Consider the following 18413-nt stretch of genomic DNA (forward strand, 5'->3'; position numbering starts at 1 on the left):
GGAAAGCCTAATGGTCGTGGGCGGGAACGCGTCCGGCGAGTTCACTCCGTGGGAGAAACGCCCTCGCCGAGGGGACGGCTCTTGCCGCCTCCATCTGCCGGCCGATGTCGTTGCGCAGCTCCAGGAAGCGGCCCAGTGGATCGCCGGAGGCACGGTCCCAGGGGAAGGAGGTGGCGTACGGGCCGATGAGGCGCAGTTGCGTCCACGCGTCCTTGCGGCGCTCCAGTGCGACCAGGACGTACGTGAGGAGGTTGCGGACCTCCGCGGGCCGCGGATTGGCGGGCGCGTACCGCGACGACAGCGCGATCGCCCGGTCCGCAGCCGCGTCCAGCCGGTCGCGGGACACCACCGTTCCGCCGTGGTCCGTGAGATACGCGTAGGCGGCGCGCAGAGGCAGCGTCTGCACCAGGGAGCCGGGCGGCGCGTCCTGCGCGGCGGTCTCGGCGAAGTCGAAGCACTCGGCGTGCGAGCCGTGCCAGACCGCCGACAGATACGCGAGGGCACCGACATGGCAGCCGTAGTGGTGCGGGGAGCGGCGCACCGCCTCGCCCCACAGCCGCTCGAACTCGGTGTGGTCCGGGTCGACGCCGCGCGCATGGTCGAGCGCCACCCGCCAGGGCACCGGGTCCCGGGGATCGCCTTCCGCCGCCGCCCTGATCAACGGGCCGACCCCGCGCAGCAGTTCGACGCGGGCCGGTGACTGCCAGCCGCGGGCCACCGCCAGCTCCGCCTTGACCAGCAGCGCGTCCGGGTCGTCCGGCGCGGTGGCGCACCAGTGCGCGAACCACTCGCCGCGGGAGCGCGCGAAGGTGGCCAGGAGCGACACATACCGGTCGCGGTCCTCCCACTCACCGGCCTCCCGGGTGGCCGCGAGCAGCTCGGCCGCCGGTCCGTGGTCGCCGAGCCCCGCCGCCACCAGGGCGGGGGCCAGGCGCCCGTCGGGCGCGTCGAGCAGGACCTCGTCGTCCGCGGGCAGCCCGTCGGCGAGGCGGGGGGACGTACATGCCATCCGTGCCCTACGGATGAACGCGTGCAGCAGTGCCATGGTGTCGACCATTGAAAAGGCGCAGGCCGGGGCGCGCCAGCACGAATGAGTAACCCGGATTCAGTTGTACTCTCAACAGTCAAGAGTAGGTAAAGAGTCACTGTTTCGTCGCTGTTGAGGGCCTACGCGGCGGCGGTGGGGCCGTGGGCTTCGTCCCGCTGTACGGCGCACGCGCTCAGCTGCGCCGCAGCAGCCGGGTCGCCCCCGCCGCGACCGTCGTCGCCAGAATCCAGCCGAGCAGGATGACCACCGCCGACAGCCACTGCCACGCCCCGCTCAGCTGCCACTGACCCACCTGGCCGAGGTCGATGACCGGCAGCAGCAGGTCCAGGGCGAACAGGGAGGGGTTCCACGCCGGGTGACCGTCCTTGTTGACCGGCGGATGGCTCGCGTGCGCGAAGGCGAGCGAGGCCGCCGCCCAGAGCACCGCCATCCACACCGCCGCACGGCCGGGGCGGTAGCCGTAGGCGACCGTCCAGTCCTGCGCGTACCCCCACAGCTTGGCCGCGAGCGGCAGCGTCTCGCGGCGCCGCCGCTGCTTCGCGAGCAGCACCTCACGCGCATCCTCGTCCTCCCCGGAGTTGCGCAGTACGGCCGCGAGCCGCTCGTAGGGCTCCGGGTTGTACTCGGCGGTCGCCGCCGCCACCCACTCCAGGCGCCGCGCGAGCGGGAAGGCGTCCTGCGGAACGAGGTTCTCGTAGGCGAAGCCGCCCATGTGCAGATTGCCCGGCCCCGGCCAGCTGGTCCCCCGGTCGACCAGGTTCACGATCCGCGCCCCCGACAGCACCACCTTGCCGCGCTCGGGCCGCTCGCCCAGGAAACGCAGCTCGGGCGTCTGCACCCGGAGCAGCGACAGCTCCTGGTCGTCGTCGAGGGCGAACCGTGCCCGGTCCAGGTCGACCGCGTCCCCGAACCGCCCGTCGTCCAGCCGGACCCCGCCCCGGCACTCGAACGGCTGCACCCGCGTGCCCCGCGCGGGCGTGGTACCGCTGGTCAGCAGCGGATTGCCGACACCCGCGGGGGTCAGGTACAGCGTCCGCTCGACCGTCAGCTGCGGGGCGTTCAGCGCCAGCCGGGTATACGGGTTGGCCAGCCGCGCGCCGCGCAGGCTCAGCGAGACGCCGACGGTGGCGCTGCGCAGGCTCAGCTCGCCGTGCGACTCCAGCATTTCGGCCTGGAGATCCTGCCCGACGTTCAGCCCGTCCGCGGTGATCGAGCGGCCGCGCCGGTCCCGGTAGACGACGGCCTGGTTGAGCAGCAGGTCGGTGCCGATGTGCGCGTCGGTGAGCCGGACCCCGCCCTGGAAGCGGCAGCGCGGCAGATGCAGATCGCCCTCCGTGTGCACCCGCGCCGCCTCCAGGCGCGGCACCGAGCAGTCCACCAGCCGCAGGGTCGTGAAGTGGGCCTCGGGCAGCAGGACCTCCTTCTCGAACCGGCAGCCCTTGAGCTCCACGAAGGGGACGATCGTGCCGCCCGCCAGGTCCAGCGTGTCGACGATCCGCACACCGGTCAGCTTGAGCGAGGACACGCGTCCCGCCAGCGCGGGCGGGCCGTCCAGCAGCAGCCAGGCCACGATGCGCGCCCGCACGCTGCGCTCGGGTCCCCAAGGGTGGCCGCCGTGCGGATCGTCCACGACGGCGTCCCCGCCGCGCAGGTCGTACACGCTGCCGTTGCGGAAGGCCTGCCACATTCCCGCCTCCGTGGCGGTGAGGTCGTCCGGCAGGTCCCCGGCGCGGATGCCGGCACCCTCGGTCACGGCTCTTCCTCCCTCCCCGGCTACTCGTGAGTTTCGTACGACCGTTCATGCCCGTTGTGTGAGGGGCGGAACGCCAGCGGTGAAGGTGATCTTCCGGGTGCTGTCTCAGCCATCGGATCCGGCCACCCCCGGCGGGCCGCGGCCTGCCCCAAACCACCCGATCCGGCCATCACCCACTCGGCGAGCGGCGCCCCGCCGGGCCGGGTGAGGGGACGCCCCGGCGCGCCGTGCCGGCCCTCTTCGCCAGGCCGACACGCCGACATCCGGGGACACGGCAGGGGCCCGAGCCGCCCGGCCTCCGGGCATCCGCGACCCCCGCTCCCGAGCCACCAGCCGCGCTCGCCCGGGTGGCCCTCGGCGCCTCACGCCTCCGCCGCACGAAACTGGTCCCTCCACGCGGCCGCCACGCATTCCGTCCGCCCGCGCACGCTCCGTATCAGCCATTGATACGGCCGTCCGGCGTCTGGTCGCCGTCTGAGAGAATTGGCCCTGTGATCTCCCGAATCGATCTGCGCGGCGACGCCCTCCCCGAGGGCCCCGCCCTGCGTGACCTGCTGCCCCGAGCCGACTTCGACGTTCAGGCCGCCCTGGAGAAGGTGCGCCCGATCTGCGAAGCCGTGCATCATCGCGGCGACGCGGCGCTGATCGACTTCGCCGAGAGGTTCGACGGCGTGCGTCTGGAGTCGGTGCGGGTGCCGGCCCGGGCTCTGGAGGAGGCGCTGGAGCGGCTCGACCCGGCCGTGCGCGCGGCCCTGGAGGAGTCCATCCGCCGCGCCCGTCTGGTCCACCGCGCACAGCGCCGTACCACGCACACCACCCAGGTGGTCCCCGGCGGCACGGTCACCGAGAAGTGGGTACCGGTGGAGCGCGTCGGGCTGTACGCGCCGGGCGGCCGCTCCGTCTACCCCTCGTCCGTGATCATGAACGTCGTGCCCGCCCAGGAGGCCGGCGTCGAGTCCATCGCGCTCGCGTCCCCCGCGCAGGCCGACTTCGGAGGTCTGCCGCACCCGACGATCCTCGCCGCCTGCGCCCTGCTCGGCATCGACGAGGTCTACGCGGCCGGCGGCGCGACCGCCGTCGCGATGTTCGCGTACGGCACCGAGTCCTGCCCGCCCGCGAACATGGTCACCGGCCCCGGCAACATCTGGGTCGCCGCCGCCAAGCGCTACTTCACCGGCAAGATCGGCATCGACACCGAGGCCGGTCCCACCGAGATCGCGATCCTCGCGGACGACACCGCCGACCCGGTGCACGTGGCCTCCGACCTGATCAGCCAGGCCGAGCACGACCCGCTGGCGGCCGCGGTCCTGGTCACCGACTCGGTGGAGCTCGCCGACGCGGTGGAGAAGGAGCTCCAGCCGCAGGTCGAGGCCACCCGGCACGTCGAGGACCGGATCCGTCCGGCGCTCGCGGGCAAGCAGTCAGCGATCGTGCTCGTCGACGGCGTCGACGAGGGCCTCAGGGTGGTCGACGCGTACGGCGCCGAGCACCTGGAGATCCAGACGGCCGACGCCGCCGCGGTCGCCGACCGGGTGCGCAACGCCGGCGCGGTCTTCGTCGGCCCCTGGGCGCCGGTCTCCCTCGGCGACTACGCGGCCGGCTCCAACCACGTACTCCCGACCGGCGGCTGCGCCTGCCACTCCTCGGGCCTGTCCGTCCAGTCCTTCCTGCGCGGCATCCACGTCGTCGACTACACGAAGGACGCGCTGGCCGAGGTCGCGCACCATGTGGTGACGCTGGCGGAGGCGGAGGACCTGCCCGCGCACGGCGCGGCGATCAAGGCGAGGTTCGGCTGGAAGGTACCGACGAGCAAGTGAGCTTCGGAATCGACGATCTTCCCGTACGGGACGAGCTGCGCGGCAAGTCCCCCTATGGCGCGCCCCAGCTGGACGTCCCCGTACGGCTGAACACCAACGAGAACCCCTACCCGCTGCCCGAGCCGCTGGTCGAACGGATCGCCGAGCGCGTGCGCGAGGCCGCCCGGAACCTCAACCGCTATCCGGACCGCGACGCGGTCGAGCTGCGCACCCGGCTCGCCGAGTACCTGACGAAGACCGGCGGGCACCGGGTCGGCGTCGAGAACGTCTGGGCGGCCAACGGCTCCAACGAAGTCATCCAGCAGCTGCTCCAGACCTTCGGCGGCCCCGGCCGCACGGCGATCGGCTTCGAGCCGTCGTACTCGATGCACGCGCTCATCGCGCGCGGCACGGGCACCGCCTGGATCTCGGGCCCGCGGGGCGACGACTTCACCATCGACGTCGGCGCCGCCGAGAAGGCGATCACCGAGCACCGGCCCGACGTCGTCTTCGTCACGACCCCGAACAACCCCACGGGCAACGCGGTCCCGGCGAAGACGGTCCTCGCCCTGTACGAGGCCGCGCAGGCCGCGCGGCCGTCCATGGTCGTCGTGGACGAGGCGTACATCGAGTTCAGCCACGGCGACTCGCTGCTGCCCCTCCTCGAAGGTCGGCCGAATCTCGTCGTCTCGCGGACGATGTCCAAGGCGTTCGGGGCCGCCGGCCTCCGCCTCGGCTATCTCGCCGCGCACCCGGCGGTCGTGGACGCCGTCCAGCTCGTCCGGCTGCCCTACCACCTCTCCGCGGTCACCCAGGCCACCGCCCTGGCCGCCCTGGAGTACACGGACACGCTGCTGAAGTACGTCGAGCAGCTGAAGTCGGAGCGGGACCGGCTGGTCGCCGAGCTGACCGCGATCGGCTACGACGTCACCGCGTCCGACGCGAACTTCGTCCAGTTCGGGCGGTTCGAGGACGCCCACGCCGCCTGGCGGAAGATCCTCGACCGGGGTGTCCTGGTCCGAGACAACGGCGTACCGGGATGGCTGCGGGTCAGCGCCGGAACCCCGGAAGAGAACGACGCGTTCCTCGACGCGGTACGTGAACTGAAGAAGGAGCAGAGCGCATGAACCGCGTTGGGCGCGTGGAGCGCACCACCAAGGAGACCTCGGTCCTCGTCGAGATCGGCCTCGACGGCACCGGGAAGACCGACATCGCGACCGGCGTCGGCTTCTACGACCACATGCTCGACCAGCTCGGCCGGCACGGTCTGTTCGATCTGACCGTGAAGACCGACGGCGATCTGCACATCGACTCGCACCACACCATCGAGGACACCGCCCTCGCGCTCGGCGCCGCCTTCAAGCAGGCGCTCGGCGACAAGGTGGGGATCTACCGCTTCGGCAACTGCACGGTCCCGCTGGACGAGTCCCTCGCCCAGGTCACCGTCGACCTGTCCGGCCGCCCGTACCTCGTGCACACCGAGCCCGAGAACATGGCGCCGATGATCGGCGAGTACGACACCACGATGACCCGCCACATCCTGGAGTCGTTCGTCGCCCAGGCCCAGATCGCGCTGCACGTGCACGTGCCCTACGGGCGCAACGCGCACCACATCGTGGAGTGCCAGTTCAAGGCGCTGGCCCGGGCCCTGCGCTACGCCAGCGAGCGCGACCCGCGCGCGGTCGGCATCCTCCCGTCCACGAAGGGTGCGCTGTAAAGCCATGAACGGCACTTCGACCGTACTCATCGTCGTCGGGCTCTTCCTCGTCGGCGGGATCATCTCCTTCGTCAAGCAGAAGATGCCCAAGAGCCTCATCGTGCTGCTGTCCCTCGGCGCCGCGATGTGTCTGGTGGCGGGTGTCATGCGTCTGGGGGTGTGGAGTTGAGCATCCCGAAGAAGGTCGTGGTCTTCGACTACGGCTTCGGCAACGTCCGCTCGGCGGAGCGCGCCCTCGCGCGCGTGGGAGCGGACGTCGAGATCACCCGCGACTACGACCGGGCCATGAACGCCGACGGTCTGCTGGTGCCGGGCGTCGGCGCCTTCGCCGCCTGTATGCAGGGTCTGCGCGGGGCGCGCGGCGACTGGGTCGTCGGCCGCCGGCTGTCCGGCGGACGCCCGGTGATGGGCATCTGCGTCGGCATGCAGATCCTCTTCGCCCGCGGTATCGAGCACGGCGTCGAGACCGAGGGCCTGGACGAGTGGCCCGGCACGGTCGGACCGCTTCAGGCCGACGTCGTGCCCCACATGGGCTGGAACACCGTCGAGGCTCCGTCCGACTCCGAGCTCTTCGCCGGACTGGACGCGGACGCGCGGTACTACTTCGTGCACTCCTACGCCGTCCACGACTGGACCATGGAGACGCTCAGTTCAAGGATGCACGCCCCCAAGGTGACCTGGTCGACGCACGGCAAGCCGTTCGTGGCGGCCGTCGAGAACGGGGCCCTGTGGGCCACGCAGTTCCACCCCGAGAAGTCCGGCGACGCCGGAGCGCAGCTGCTCACCAACTGGATCGGAACCCTGTAGACCATGGCCAAGCTCGAACTCCTCCCCGCCGTCGATGTCCGCGACGGCCAGGCCGTACGCCTCGTCCACGGCGAGTCCGGCACGGAGACCTCCTACGGCTCCCCCCTGGAGGCGGCCCTCGCCTGGCAGCGGGCGGGCGCCGAGTGGCTGCACCTGGTCGATCTGGACGCCGCGTTCGGCACCGGCGACAACCGCGCGCTGATCGCCGAGGTCGCCCGGGCCATGGACATCAAGGTGGAGCTGTCCGGCGGCATCCGCGACGACGACACCCTGGCCGCCGCCCTGGCCACCGGCTGCACGCGCGTGAACCTCGGCACGGCCGCCCTGGAGACCCCGGAATGGGTCGCCAGGGTGATCGCCGAACACGGTGACAAGATCGCGGTCGGTCTGGACGTGCGCGGCACCACCCTGCGCGGCCGCGGCTGGACCCGTGACGGCGGCGACCTCTACGAGACGCTGGAGCGCCTGAACAAGGAGGGCTGCGCGCGGTACGTCGTCACCGACATCGCCAAGGACGGCACCCTCCAGGGCCCGAACCTGGACCTGCTGAAGAACGTCTGCGCCGCCACCGACCGACCGGTCGTGGCCTCCGGCGGTGTCTCGTCGCTGGACGACCTGCGGGCGATCGCCGGCCTCGTGCCCCTCGGTGTCGAAGGGGCGATCGTCGGGAAGGCCCTGTACGCGAAGGCGTTCACGCTCGAAGAGGCCTTGGAGGCTACGTCGTGAAAAAGGACACGGTGTCATGACGTCGGAAGCCGTGCGGCGGGTGCAGGGCGGAAGTCCCTGGGAAGAGAGCTTCGGCTTCGCACGCGCCGTCGCGGCGGGCGACCGTGTGCTGGTGGCCGGCACGACGTCCTTCCGGGGGCACGTGCTGTACGGGGAGGGCGATCCGTACGAGCAGGCCAAGGTGGCCTTCACCAGCGCGCTGGAAGCGATCGCCGAGTTCGGGCTCGGTCCCGAGTCGGTACTCCGGACCCGGATGTACCTGACCCATCTGCGGGATGTCGACGAGGTGGGGCGGGCCCACAAGGAGCTGTTCGACTCCGTGCGCCCTGTCTCGACCCTGCTGGTCGTGGAGGGCTTCGTCGACCCACGCATCCTGGTCGAAGTGGAACTGGAAGCCTTCAGAGGCCAGAAGCAGCCTTGAAAGGCCTGGAAGCAAGCCTTCAGAGGCTGGAAGCAGCAAGAGGAGCCGTGGATTCATGACCCTGGCGGTCCGAGTCATCCCCTGCCTGGACGTGGACAACGGCCGGGTCGTCAAGGGAGTGAACTTCCAGAACCTGCGCGACGCGGGCGACCCCGTCGAGATGGCCAAGGTGTACGACGCCGAGGGCGCCGACGAGCTGACCTTCCTGGACATCACCGCGTCCTCGGGCGACCGCGAGACGACGTACGACGTGGTGCGCCGCACCGCCGAGCAGGTCTTCATCCCGCTGACGGTCGGCGGCGGTGTCCGTACGGCCGAGGACGTGGACAGGCTGCTGCGGGCGGGCGCCGACAAGGTCGGCGTGAACACGGCCGCGATCGCCCGCCCGGACCTGATCCGGGAGATCGCCGAGCGTTTCGGACGGCAGGTGCTGGTGCTGTCGGTCGACGCGCGCCGCACCGAGTCCGGTTCGTTCGAGGTGACCACCCACGGCGGCCGCCGTGGCACCGGCATGGACGCGATCGAGTGGGCGCACCGGGCCGCCGAGCTGGGCGCGGGGGAGATCCTGCTCAACTCGATGGACGCGGACGGCACCAAGGACGGCTACGACCTGGAGATGATCGCGGCCGTGCGCAGGCATGTGACGGTCCCCTTGATCGCCTCCGGCGGCGCAGGCACGGCGGCCCACTTCCCGCCGGCCATCGCCGCGGGCGCGGACGCGGTGCTCGCGGCCTCCGTGTTCCACTTCGGGGATCTGCGCATCGGCGAGGTGAAGGAGACGCTGCGGGAGGCGGGGCACCCGGTGCGGTGACGCCGCTCTCGGCCTGAGCCCCGGTCGCCTTGGAGCGGCCGGGGCCTCGTTCCGGCACGCCTCGGGCCGCGGAAGGCCGTCATCGGCAAGCGAGGCGGTGCGCTGCGCGGTCGTGCTCGCGGTGGCGGGCCTGCTGTTCGTCGCCGGCCCCGGTCAGTGGCCGCTGGTGCCGCCGGCGCCGGGCTTCGGCACCGTGGACGCCGTGTTCATACCCGCCGCCGGAGCACGGCCGGCCCGGATCACGGCCAAGGTCCGGCTCGCCCGAGTGCGGGGCCCTCGAGGCCTGGCGTACCTGTTCGCGATCGTCGTCGGCGCACCGCTCGGCGGCCTCGGTGTGGCAGTCGGCGGCGCGGCGGCCGCGTTCGGGCTCGCCGGAGTGCTGATCGCCGTGTCGGTGCCGCCGCTGGTCTCCGTACGCATGCGGGAGCCACACCCGGACGACAGCGCGGACGCCCATGGCACCACCCTGTCCGTCCGCGACCTGCGCCGCGCCGAGCTCCCCCGCTGAGCGCCCCCTCAGAGCCCCAGCTCCTTGGCGTCCTGCACCTTGGCGACCGCCTCCTTGTCGCCCTCCAGCTCCACATCCGCCACCCGCTGCCGGCCGAGCGAGAACATCAGCAGTTCCGAGGGCTCGCCGGTCACCGTCACGACCGGCGTACCCCGGTGCGCGACCGCCGTCTGCCCGTCCGGGCGGCGCAGCACCAGTCCCGTCGGCGCCTTGCGGGCGGTGAGCCGGGCCGTGCGCTCCAGGCGCGACCACAGGGCGTCCTGGAAGACGGGGTCGAGCTCGCGCGGCGTCCAGTCGGGCTGGGCGCGGCGGACGTCCTCCGTGTGGATGTAGAACTCGACGGTGTTCGCCGCCTCGTCGAGCTGCTTGAGCTGGAAGGGCGAGAACCGCGGCGGCCCGGTGCGGATCAGCTGGATCAGCTCCTCGTAGGGCTTCGCGGTGTACTCCTCCATCACCTTCTCCAGCCGCGGCGCGAGCTGCTTGACCAGCACACCGCCGGCGGCGTCGGGGCGGCGCTCGCGCACCACCACGTGCGCGGCGAGGTCCCGGGTGTTCCAGCCCTCGCACAGCGTGGGCGCGTCCGGGCCCGTGGCCTCCAACAGATCGGCGAGCAGGAGCCGTTCACGCTTCGCATGGGTCGACATGCAGTCAGCGTACGACCGCGGGGACGGTCCGCCCACCGGACGGGGACCGGTGGCGACGCCGGGGCGCGGCACAATGGTCGACATGACCAGCACGCCCGACCCCAGCAGGCCCAGCGGCCTGGCCCCCGAGATCGCCGCGCGCCTCAAGCGCAGTGCCGACGGTTTGCTCCCCGCGATCGCCCAGCAGTACGACACCGGGGAGGTGCTGATGCTCGGCTGGATGGACGACGAGGCGCTGCACCGCACACTGACGACCGGACGCTGCACCTACTGGTCGCGCAGCCGCCAGGAGTACTGGGTGAAGGGCGATACCTCGGGCCACGTCCAGCATGTCAAGTCGGTCGCCCTGGACTGCGACGCGGACACCCTGCTCGTCAAGGTCGACCAGGTCGGCGCCGCCTGCCACACCGGCGACCGCACGTGCTTCGACGCCGATGTGCTGCTCGGGGGCGCGGTGACCGGCGCCACCGCGTCCGCGGATCAGTAAGGTCGGCCGCCATGGACCTCGAGACATTCCGCAAGCTGGCCAACGACCGACGGGTCATCCCGGTCACACGCAAGCTCCTCGCCGACGGCGACACCCCGGTCGCGCTCTACCGCAAACTCGCCGCGGAGCGCCCCGGCACCTTCCTGCTGGAGTCCGCGGAGAACGGCCGCTCCGCGTACAAGTGGTCCCGCTACTCCTTCGTGGGCGTCCGCAGCGCCGCCACCCTCACCGAACGGGACGGCGAGGCCCACTGGCTCGGTGCCCCGCCGGTCGGCGTCCCGGTGGACGGCGACCCGCTGGCGGCCCTCCGGGCCACCATCGAGGCCCTGCACACGCCTCACCAGGAGGATCTGCCGCCGTTCACCGGCGGCATGGTCGGCTATCTGGGCTACGACATCGTGCGCCGGCTGGAGAAGATCGGCCCGGGCGAGCGGGACGAGTTGCGGCTGCCCGAGCTGACCATGCTCCTGACCAGCGACCTCGCGGTCATGGACCACTGGGAGGGCTCCGTCCTGCTGATCGCCAACGCGATCAACCACAACGACCTCGACACGGGCGTCGACGAGGCCTACGCGGACGCCGTGGCCCGCCTGGACGCGATGGAGGCCGACCTCTCCCGCGCGGTCGCGCAGCCGGCCGCCGTCCTCCCGCCCTCCGAGCTGCCCGAGTACACCGCCCGGTGGGGAGGCGAGGACTTCCGGGAGGCCGTCGAGGACATCAAGGAGCGCATCCGCGCGGGTGAGGCCTTCCAGGTCGTCCCGTCGCAGCGCTTCGAAACGCCGTGCTCGGCAAGTGCGTTGGACGTCTACCGGGTGCTGCGGGCCACCAACCCGTCCCCCTATATGTACCTGTTCCGCTTCGAGGGCTTCGACGTGGTCGGATCCAGTCCCGAGGCACTGGTGAAGGTCGAGGGTGGCCGGGCCATGGTCCACCCCATCGCGGGCACCCGGCACCGCGGCGCGACCCCGCAGGAGGACCAGGCGCTCGCCGAGGAACTGCTGGCCGACCCCAAGGAGCGTGCCGAGCATCTGATGCTCGTCGACCTGGGCCGCAACGACCTGGGGCGGGTCTGCGAACCCGGTTCGGTCGAGGTCGTCGACTTCATGTCCGTCGAGCGGTACTCGCACGTGATGCACATCGTCTCGACCGTGACGGGCCGGGTCGCCGAGGGCCGCACGGCCTTCGACGTCCTGACCGCCTGCTTCCCGGCGGGCACGCTCTCCGGCGCGCCCAAGCCGCGGGCGATGCAGATCATCGACGAACTGGAGCCCTCACGGCGGGGGCTGTACGGCGGCTGCGTCGGCTACCTGGACTTCGCGGGCGACTCCGACACCGCCATCGCCATCCGTACGGCGCTGCTGCGGGACGGCACGGCATACGTCCAGGCGGGGGCGGGCATCGTCGCCGACTCCGACCCGGTCGCCGAGGACCACGAGTGCCGCAACAAGGCGGCGGCCGTACTGCGGGCGATCCACACGGCCCACCGGCTGGGCCGATGAGCAGGTCCCGCCGGGCCGACGATCCGGTCCCGCCGGGCCGATGAGCCGGGAGCGGGCGCGCCGATCATCCGATAAGGGGGCCCGGGTGACGGTTCACCCGGGGTTCAGGCGATAGTGGACTACGTGACTGCCGTACCTCACCCCCGAACCGAGGCCGCCCCCGTCCGGTCCGGCCGCCGCAGCCTCGCCCTCGCCCTGCTGAGCGGGGCGGTCGGTGCGGCCGTCGCGCTGCTCGCCTCCCGGCAGAGCTGGTCGGCGGGGACCGTGACGGTGGCCGGCGGAGACCTCCCGCTGACCGCCAAGGGGAGCGAGGTCACGGGCGTGCCCGCGGCGCTCGCCATAGTGGGCCTCGCCGCGCTCGTCGCCGTCTTCGCCGTCCGCAGAGCCGGGCGGCTCCTCGTCTCCGGGCTGCTCACGCTCTCCGGCGCCGGCACCGTCGCCGCGGCGCTCCTCGGTGCCACGGACGGGTCGGCGCTGGACGAGAAGGCGGCCCAGGCGGCCGGCGACACCTCCGCGACCGCTTTTGCGCTCACGCACACCGTATGGCCGTATGTGGCGGCGGCCGGCGGCGCGCTCCTCCTCCTCGCCGGACTGCTCGCCCTGCGCTACGGCCGGCTGTGGCCGGCGATGTCCGGCCGCTACGAGCGGGACGGCACCCCCCGGCCGCGCCGGGTGAAGCCCGTCGATCCCGACCGCCCCGAAGACCTCTGGAAGGCGCTCGACCGGGGTGAGGACCCCACGGGCGCCTGACCGGACCACCGCCCGCCCCGGCGGGCGCAGCGGAGGCGGTCGCGGCTCCCGTCGGGAGCGACCCCGCCCACGCCTCATCCGCACGGGTGCGGGACAATGAGCGCCGAGCGTTCGGCTCAGACATGTACATACAGCCAGCAAGGAGCAAGTCATGGCGGGCAGCAGCCACGGTCACACCCCGGCCGCCTGGGCCGGTGTCATCATCGCCTTCATCGGTTTCTGCGTCTCGGGCGCCTTCACCGTGATGGCTCAGCCGGTCGGCTTCTGGGCGGGCATGGTGATCATCGCACTCGGTGGCGTCGTGGGCGGCGTCATGCGCCAGATGGGCCTCGGCCAGCCGAAGACTCCGGCGCACTCGGCGCACCAGCCCGCGAGCGCCGGCGCGGACCTCTGAACCCCTCCGCGGCCTCGTAGCTGCCCTGCGCCTCGGGTGCAAGGCGGCCCCGGTCGGCCCGGCGGCCGCCCCGCTCCCCCCGCGCGCGGGGGGAGCGGGGCAGGCAGAATGCCTCCCGTGAACGCCGAACTCCCCACCGTGGTGCCGCCTCCCGCACCGAACCGGGCCGCCGCCGTGCTCCGGCGGACCGCCACCCCCCTCGGGGTGCTCGCGGGAGTCGTCGGCGCCTTCGCGTACGTGGGGGCCGTGGACCCGAACGAGCCCGGTCACTACCCGGTCTGCCCGCTGCTGCGCCACACGGGCCTGTACTGCCCCGGCTGCGGCGGACTGCGCAGCGCGCACGCCTTCGTGCACGGGGACTTCCTGGCGGCGCTCCAGGACAATGCCTTGGCCGTCGCCGGCTATCTGGGGTTCGCGGTGGTGTGGACGCTGTGGGTGGTCCACGCGGCGCGGGGGCGGCGTCTGCGGTTCGACCCCGGCCCGGTACCGCTGTGGGGCCTGGGCGCCCTGCTGCTCGTCTTCACGGTTGTCCGCAACCTGCCCTTCGGTGGCTGGCTGCATCCTTGACCTGCGGGGGAATGTCCAGGTAGTGGGACCGGCGTCAACCGGATGCGAGGTCTACGCCCTCCTCCGGATACCATCGCAGTGACCATTGGTTCCGCCCGCGGGGCGATCGATCCCGGCCCACCGGGCCCCGGTGGGCCGAGCTTCGAAGCGACAGAGCTTCTTCAAATCCTCAACCGTCAGGAAGGGGGCCGCTCGCGTGAGTGTGCTCGACGAGATCATCGACGGAGTCCGTGCCGACCTTGCGGAGCGGCAGGCGCGCGTCAGCCTCGACGAGCTCAAGGAGCGCGCGGCGAAGACGCGTCCCGCCAAGGACGGCGTCGCGGCCCTGCGGGGCGACAGCGTCAAGGTGATCTGCGAGGTCAAGCGGTCCAGCCCGTCCAAGGGCGCGCTCGCCGCGATCGCCGACCCGGCGGGTCTTGCCGCGGACTACGAGGCGGGCGGCGCGGCCGTCATCTCCGTCCTGACCGAACAGCGCCGTTTCGGCGGCTCGCTGGCCGACCTGGAGGCCGTGCGGGCCAGGGTCGACATCCCGGTGCTGCGCAAGGACTTCATCGTCACCTCGTACCAGCTCTGGGAGGCCCGGGCCTACGGCGCCGACCTCGCGCTCCTGATCGTCGCCGCCCTCGACCAGCCCGCCCTCGAGTCCCTCATCGAGCGGGCCGAGTCCATCGGGCTCACCCCGCTCGTCGAGGTGCACGACGAGGAGGAGGTCGAGCGGGCGGTGGACGCCGGCGCCAAGGTGATCGGCGTCAACGCGCGCAATCTGAGGACCCTCGAGGTCGACCGTTCGACGTTCGAGCGGCTCGCCCCCGAGATCCCCGATCGGATCGTGAAGGTCGCCGAGTCCGGGGTCCGGGGACCGCACGACCTGATCGCGTACGCCAACGAGGGCGCCAACGCGGTGCTCGTGGGCGAGTCCCTGGTGGCCGGGCGCGACCCGAAGACGGCGGTCGCCGACCTGGTGGCGGCGGGGGCCCACCCGGCGCTGCGGCACGGGCGGGACTGACGTGACGCCGGGACCGGCCCAGTGGCCCCCATGCGGGCACCCGGACGGCCCCGGCCCGGTAGGGTTGGCGTCGATGATGCTTTCGATCACCATGGCGACCAGGGACCCGTATGCCCGTCTCGCCCGTGGGTGCCGGCCACGTGGCTGCCGGGCGCCCGCGCGGCGGGTGCACGGGCGACGGGTGCGGTATGTCATCGGTGACGAGCCGGGGCAGGTGAACGGGATGCGATGGCGCCCTCCAGGGGCGCGGGGCACTGCCCGGACACGCGGCTCAGCCGCGTGAGCGCGACGGTCCACAGGCGGCCCGCGGCCGTCTGACAAGCCCCGGCCCCACGGCGATTTCGTTTCCACGCACTCACCGTGAGGTATCCGCATGCCCAGCGAGTTCTTCATTCCCGACCCGGAGGGTCGGGTCCCCAGCGCCGAGGGGTACTTCGGCGCGTTCGGCGGCAAGTTCATCCCGGAGGCCCTCGTCGCCGCCGTCGACGAGGTCGCCGCCGAGTACGACAAGGCCAAGGCCGACCCCGAGTTCGCCCGCGAGCTCGACGAACTGCTCGTCAACTACGCCGGCCGGCCCAGCGCCCTCACCGAGGTGTCGCGGTTCGCCGAGCACGCCGGTGGCGCCCGGGTGTTCCTCAAGCGCGAGGACCTCAACCACACCGGCTCCCACAAGATCAACAATGTGCTCGGGCAGGCCCTCCTGACCAAGAGGATGGGCAAGACCAGGGTCATCGCGGAGACCGGCGCCGGCCAGCACGGTGTCGCCACCGCCACGGCCTGCGCTCTCTTCGGGCTCGACTGCACCATCTACATGGGTGAGATCGACACCGAGCGGCAGGCCCTCAACGTCGCCCGCATGCGCATGCTCGGCACCGAGGTCATCGCCGTGAAGTCGGGCTCCCGCACCCTCAAGGACGCCATCAACGAGGCGTTCCGCGACTGGGTCGCCAACGTCGAACACACCCACTACCTCTTCGGCACCGTGGCCGGACCCCATCCGTTCCCGGCCATGGTGCGCGACTTCCACCGCGTGATCGGCGTCGAGGCCCGGCGGCAGCTCCTCGAGCGCACCGGGCGGCTGCCCGACGCCGCCGTCGCCTGCGTGGGGGGCGGCTCCAACGCCATCGGCCTCTTCCATGCCTTCGTCCCCGACACCTCCGTCCGTCTCATCGGGTGCGAGCCCGCGGGCCACGGTGTCGAGACCGGCGAGCACGCCGCCACGCTCACCGCCGGCGAACCCGGCATCCTGCACGGCTCGCGGTCCTACGTCCTCCAGGACGACGAGGGCCAGATCACCGAGCCGTACTCGATCTCGGCGGGCCTCGACTACCCGGGCATCGGTCCCGAGCACGCCTACCTCAAGGACAGCGGCCGCGGCGAGTACCGGGCCGTCACCGACGACGAGGCGATGCAGGCCATGCGTCTGCTGTCCCGCACCGAGGGCATCATCCCGGCCATCGAGAGCGCCCACGCCCTCGCGGGCGCCCTGGAGGTCGGCAGGGAGCTGGGCCGGGACGGGCTGATCGTGGTCAACCTGTCAGGGCGCGGCGACAAGGACATGGACACGGCCGCCCGGTACTTCGGTCTGTACGACACCGACGCGTCCGTCGCCGCGGATGCCGACAGCGACGCCGCGGAGATCGAGGGGGACGCCAAGTGAGCGGCAACATCCGACTGCTGTCCGACACCCTCGCCGCCGCGAAGGCCGAGGGACGGTCCGCGCTCATCGCCTATCTGCCCGCCGGCTTCCCGACCGTCGACGGCGGCATCGCCGCGATCAAGGCGGTGCTGGACGGCGGCGCCGACGTCGTCGAGGTGGGCCTGCCGCACAGCGACCCGGTCCTCGACGGCCCCGTCATCCAGACCGCCGACGACATCGCCCTGCGCGGCGGCGTCAGGATCGCCGACGTCATGCGGACGGTCCGCGAGGCGTACGAGGCGACCGGGAAGCCGGTGCTCGTGATGACGTACTGGAATCCCATCGACCGCTACGGTGTGGAGCGCTTCACCGCCGAGCTGGCCGAGGCGGGCGGCGCCGGCTGCATCCTGCCGGACCTGCCCGTGCAGGAGGCGGCGCTGTGGCGGGAGCACGCCGAGAAGCACGGGCTGGCCACGGTCTTCGTGGTCGCGCCCAGCAGCAGGGACGAGCGGCTCGCCCAGATCACCGCGGCGGGCTCCGGCTTCGTCTACGCGGCCTCCCTCATGGGTGTCACCGGCACCCGGGAGACGGTCGGCGCGCAGGCCCAGGACCTGGTCCGGCGCACCCGGGCGACCACCGACCTGCCCGTCTGCGTCGGCCTCGGCGTCTCCAGCGCCGCGCAGGCCGCCGAGGTGGCCGGCTTCGCAGACGGAGTGATCGTCGGCTCGGCGTTCGTGAAGCGGATGCTCGACGCCGGTGACGAGGCGGCGGCCCTGGAGGCCGTACGGACCCTGGCGGGCGAGCTGGCCGCGGGCGTGCGCGGCACCCCGTGACAGCCCGGGGAAATCACCCGGCAGAGTGAATTCCCCGCGTGCCGGGGCATTTCTCGCTCGAACGGGTGGACCTGGGACCGGGGAGGCGCGCAGCGCCTCCCCGGTTCGTTCTGCCGGATGTGAGCGAGAAGAACCGTGACGGAAAGCGCACCGCCCGTGAGCGGCTGGCGGTCGAGCGACAGAAGCAGCAGGCCGCGGACAGGCGCCGACGTGCGCTGATCGTGGGCGCCTCGATCGTCTGTGTCCTGGGCCTGGCGACGGTGGTGGGCCTCCTGGCGGCGAACGCCGGGAAGAGCGGCAAGAGCGGCGCCGCCGGTCCCGCCGTGGCGCCCTCGGGCGCGACGGGCAAGGACCAGCTCGCGATTCCGGTGGGCAGGGACTCCGCGAAGTCCACGCTCACGGTGTGGGAGGACTTCCGCTGCCCGGCCTGCCAGGGCTTCGAGACCGCCTACCGCTCGACGGTCCACCAGCTGGTCGACGCCGGACAGCTCAGAGCCGAGTACCGCCTGGTCACGCTCATCGACGGAAACGCGGGCGGCAGCGGCTCCCGCCGGGCGGCCAACGCGGCGGCGTGCGCCCAGGACGCCGGCAAGTTCCGGGAGTACCACGACGTGCTGTACCAGAACCAGCCGAGCGAGACCCAGGACTCTTTCTCCGACAACGGGAAACTGATCGAACTGGCGGGCAAGGTGCCCGGCCTCGACACGCCCGCCTTCCAGAAGTGTGTGAAGGACGGCACTCACGACAGCTGGGTGGTCAAGTCGAACGACGCCTTCCAGGCCGAAGACTTCAGGGGCACCCCGACCGTGCTCCTCGACGGCAAGAACATCTACGAGGACCGGACGATGACCCCCGCGAAGCTGAAGCAGATGGTGGAGGCGGCGAACAAGTCCTGAAGCACGCTCCGAGCCGGTCATGAGGACGAGCCCCGCCCGGCGCGCCCCGGTCCGCCACGCCGGGGGAGCCCTACGTTATGGACCCGTAGCCGGGTCGGTTCCCCTGCTGCG

21 protein-coding genes and 1 pseudogene are annotated in these 18413 nt (G+C 72.1%); 19 read left to right on the forward strand and 3 right to left on the reverse strand.

What is annotated here, in order from left to right; translation table 11 throughout:
* Window positions 1-7 precede the first annotated feature (7 nt).
* Both ABZ876_RS07805 and ABZ876_RS07810 read right to left on the reverse strand, forming a co-directional pair.
* Window positions 8-1057 carry a hypothetical protein gene (locus ABZ876_RS07805; protein WP_361775956.1) on the reverse strand — a complete coding sequence of 350 codons (1050 nt, stop codon included), beginning with the start codon at window positions 1055-1057 and terminating at the stop codon, window positions 8-10.
* 163 nt (window positions 1058-1220) lie between these two features.
* Entirely contained in the window at window positions 1221-2801 is a 1581-nt protein-coding gene (locus ABZ876_RS07810; protein ID WP_361775959.1) for an oxidoreductase, read from the reverse strand.
* Between the two features lie 491 nt (window positions 2802-3292).
* On the opposite strand from ABZ876_RS07810, the gene hisD reads away from it, so the two are divergent.
* From hisD to ABZ876_RS07855, 9 genes and pseudogenes are all read left to right on the forward strand, one after another.
* Window positions 3293-4618 (forward strand): histidinol dehydrogenase, encoded by a 1326-nt coding sequence (gene hisD / locus ABZ876_RS07815; protein ID WP_361775963.1) that lies wholly within the window; start codon window positions 3293-3295, stop codon window positions 4616-4618.
* A complete protein-coding gene (locus ABZ876_RS07820; protein WP_361775966.1) occupies window positions 4615-5724 on the forward strand; it encodes a histidinol-phosphate transaminase in 1110 nt (369 codons plus the stop codon). Before hisD ends, ABZ876_RS07820 begins: the two co-directional genes overlap by 4 nt.
* Window positions 5721-6314 carry an imidazoleglycerol-phosphate dehydratase HisB gene (gene hisB, locus ABZ876_RS07825; protein WP_361775969.1) on the forward strand — a complete coding sequence of 198 codons (594 nt, stop codon included), beginning with the start codon at window positions 5721-5723 and terminating at the stop codon, window positions 6312-6314. The genes ABZ876_RS07820 and hisB overlap by 4 nt, the downstream gene beginning before the upstream one ends.
* Window positions 6315-6318: 4 nt before the next feature.
* Window positions 6319-6483: a hypothetical protein gene (locus tag ABZ876_RS07830; protein WP_361775972.1), complete on the forward strand. Its 165-nt coding sequence runs from the start codon at window positions 6319-6321 to the stop codon at window positions 6481-6483.
* On the forward strand, window positions 6474-7121 hold the full coding sequence (gene hisH, locus ABZ876_RS07835) for an imidazole glycerol phosphate synthase subunit HisH (protein WP_361775975.1): 648 nt from the start codon (window positions 6474-6476) through the stop codon (window positions 7119-7121). The genes ABZ876_RS07830 and hisH overlap by 10 nt, the downstream gene beginning before the upstream one ends.
* 3 nt (window positions 7122-7124) lie before the next feature.
* Window positions 7125-7847, forward strand: coding sequence for a bifunctional 1-(5-phosphoribosyl)-5-((5-phosphoribosylamino)methylideneamino)imidazole-4-carboxamide isomerase/phosphoribosylanthranilate isomerase PriA (priA, locus tag ABZ876_RS07840; RefSeq protein WP_361775978.1), 723 nt, complete (start codon window positions 7125-7127; stop codon window positions 7845-7847).
* A 16-nt stretch (window positions 7848-7863) separates the two neighbouring features.
* Entirely contained in the window at window positions 7864-8268 is a 405-nt protein-coding gene (locus tag ABZ876_RS07845) for a RidA family protein (protein WP_361775981.1), read from the forward strand.
* A gap of 55 nt (window positions 8269-8323) precedes the next feature.
* Window positions 8324-9079, forward strand: coding sequence for an imidazole glycerol phosphate synthase subunit HisF (gene hisF / locus ABZ876_RS07850; RefSeq protein WP_361775984.1), 756 nt, complete (start codon window positions 8324-8326; stop codon window positions 9077-9079).
* A gap of 5 nt (window positions 9080-9084) precedes the next feature.
* Window positions 9085-9527 (forward strand): annotated as a pseudogene (locus ABZ876_RS07855) (MFS transporter); the annotation flags it as partial.
* Between the two features lie 68 nt (window positions 9528-9595).
* On the opposite strand, the gene ABZ876_RS07860 reads toward ABZ876_RS07855, so the two are convergent.
* The gene (locus tag ABZ876_RS07860; RefSeq protein ID WP_361775987.1) at window positions 9596-10231 is read right to left on the reverse strand and encodes a TIGR03085 family metal-binding protein; all 636 of its coding nucleotides are present in this window, start codon (window positions 10229-10231) and stop codon (window positions 9596-9598) included.
* Between the two features lie 82 nt (window positions 10232-10313).
* Between ABZ876_RS07860 and hisI the strand changes: the two genes are divergently transcribed.
* The 10 genes from hisI (at window position 10314) to ABZ876_RS07910 (ending at window position 18302) form a co-directional block, all read left to right on the forward strand.
* On the forward strand, window positions 10314-10718 hold the full coding sequence (gene hisI, locus ABZ876_RS07865) for a phosphoribosyl-AMP cyclohydrolase (RefSeq protein WP_361775990.1): 405 nt from the start codon (window positions 10314-10316) through the stop codon (window positions 10716-10718).
* Between the two features lie 11 nt (window positions 10719-10729).
* Complete coding sequence (locus ABZ876_RS07870) at window positions 10730-12217, forward strand: anthranilate synthase component I (RefSeq protein ID WP_361775992.1); 1488 nt, start codon at window positions 10730-10732, stop codon at window positions 12215-12217.
* A 114-nt stretch (window positions 12218-12331) separates the two neighbouring features.
* Window positions 12332-12967 carry a TIGR02234 family membrane protein gene (locus tag ABZ876_RS07875; RefSeq protein ID WP_361775995.1) on the forward strand — a complete coding sequence of 212 codons (636 nt, stop codon included), beginning with the start codon at window positions 12332-12334 and terminating at the stop codon, window positions 12965-12967.
* A gap of 151 nt (window positions 12968-13118) precedes the next feature.
* Window positions 13119-13361: an HGxxPAAW family protein gene (locus tag ABZ876_RS07880; protein ID WP_361775997.1), complete on the forward strand. Its 243-nt coding sequence runs from the start codon at window positions 13119-13121 to the stop codon at window positions 13359-13361.
* A 108-nt stretch (window positions 13362-13469) separates the two neighbouring features.
* A complete protein-coding gene (locus tag ABZ876_RS07885) occupies window positions 13470-13928 on the forward strand; it encodes a DUF2752 domain-containing protein (RefSeq protein ID WP_361776000.1) in 459 nt (152 codons plus the stop codon).
* A gap of 196 nt (window positions 13929-14124) precedes the next feature.
* Window positions 14125-14934: an indole-3-glycerol phosphate synthase TrpC gene (gene trpC, locus ABZ876_RS07890; RefSeq protein WP_361776003.1), complete on the forward strand. Its 810-nt coding sequence runs from the start codon at window positions 14125-14127 to the stop codon at window positions 14932-14934.
* A gap of 73 nt (window positions 14935-15007) precedes the next feature.
* A complete protein-coding gene (locus ABZ876_RS07895) occupies window positions 15008-15217 on the forward strand; it encodes a hypothetical protein (RefSeq protein ID WP_361776006.1) in 210 nt (69 codons plus the stop codon).
* A gap of 90 nt (window positions 15218-15307) precedes the next feature.
* Entirely contained in the window at window positions 15308-16594 is a 1287-nt protein-coding gene (trpB, locus tag ABZ876_RS07900) for a tryptophan synthase subunit beta (RefSeq protein ID WP_361776009.1), read from the forward strand.
* Window positions 16591-17406 (forward strand): tryptophan synthase subunit alpha, encoded by an 816-nt coding sequence (gene trpA, locus ABZ876_RS07905; protein ID WP_361776012.1) that lies wholly within the window; start codon window positions 16591-16593, stop codon window positions 17404-17406. Before trpB ends, trpA begins: the two co-directional genes overlap by 4 nt.
* 119 nt (window positions 17407-17525) lie before the next feature.
* Window positions 17526-18302 carry a thioredoxin domain-containing protein gene (locus ABZ876_RS07910; protein WP_361776015.1) on the forward strand — a complete coding sequence of 259 codons (777 nt, stop codon included), beginning with the start codon at window positions 17526-17528 and terminating at the stop codon, window positions 18300-18302.
* Window positions 18303-18413 lie beyond the last annotated feature (111 nt).

Origin of the sequence: Streptomyces sp. NPDC046931 (assembly GCF_040644655.1) — a bacterium.
Lineage (GTDB): Bacteria > Actinomycetota > Actinomycetes > Streptomycetales > Streptomycetaceae > Streptomyces.

Excerpts from the sequence above, each read along its gene's own strand:
- ABZ876_RS07845 (WP_361775981.1), top strand. The coding sequence starts at position 7,864 with ATGACGTCGGAAGCCGTGCGGCGGGTGCAGGGCGGAAGTCCCTGGGAA.
- ABZ876_RS07880 (WP_361775997.1), top strand. The coding sequence starts at position 13,119 with ATGGCGGGCAGCAGCCACGGTCACACCCCGGCCGCCTGGGCCGGTGTC.
- ABZ876_RS07885 (WP_361776000.1), top strand. The coding sequence starts at position 13,470 with ATGCCTCCCGTGAACGCCGAACTCCCCACCGTGGTGCCGCCTCCCGCA.
- ABZ876_RS07895 (WP_361776006.1), top strand. The coding sequence starts at position 15,008 with ATGATGCTTTCGATCACCATGGCGACCAGGGACCCGTATGCCCGTCTC.
- priA (WP_361775978.1), top strand. The coding sequence starts at position 7,125 with ATGGCCAAGCTCGAACTCCTCCCCGCCGTCGATGTCCGCGACGGCCAG.
- ABZ876_RS07860 (WP_361775987.1), bottom strand. The coding sequence starts at position 10,231 with ATGTCGACCCATGCGAAGCGTGAACGGCTCCTGCTCGCCGATCTGTTG.
- hisB (WP_361775969.1), top strand. The coding sequence starts at position 5,721 with ATGAACCGCGTTGGGCGCGTGGAGCGCACCACCAAGGAGACCTCGGTC.
- ABZ876_RS07830 (WP_361775972.1), top strand. The coding sequence starts at position 6,319 with ATGAACGGCACTTCGACCGTACTCATCGTCGTCGGGCTCTTCCTCGTC.
- ABZ876_RS07805 (WP_361775956.1), bottom strand. The coding sequence starts at position 1,057 with ATGGTCGACACCATGGCACTGCTGCACGCGTTCATCCGTAGGGCACGG.
- ABZ876_RS07870 (WP_361775992.1), top strand. The coding sequence starts at position 10,730 with ATGGACCTCGAGACATTCCGCAAGCTGGCCAACGACCGACGGGTCATC.
- hisF (WP_361775984.1), top strand. The coding sequence starts at position 8,324 with ATGACCCTGGCGGTCCGAGTCATCCCCTGCCTGGACGTGGACAACGGC.
- trpB (WP_361776009.1), top strand. The coding sequence starts at position 15,308 with ATGCCCAGCGAGTTCTTCATTCCCGACCCGGAGGGTCGGGTCCCCAGC.
- hisI (WP_361775990.1), top strand. The coding sequence starts at position 10,314 with ATGACCAGCACGCCCGACCCCAGCAGGCCCAGCGGCCTGGCCCCCGAG.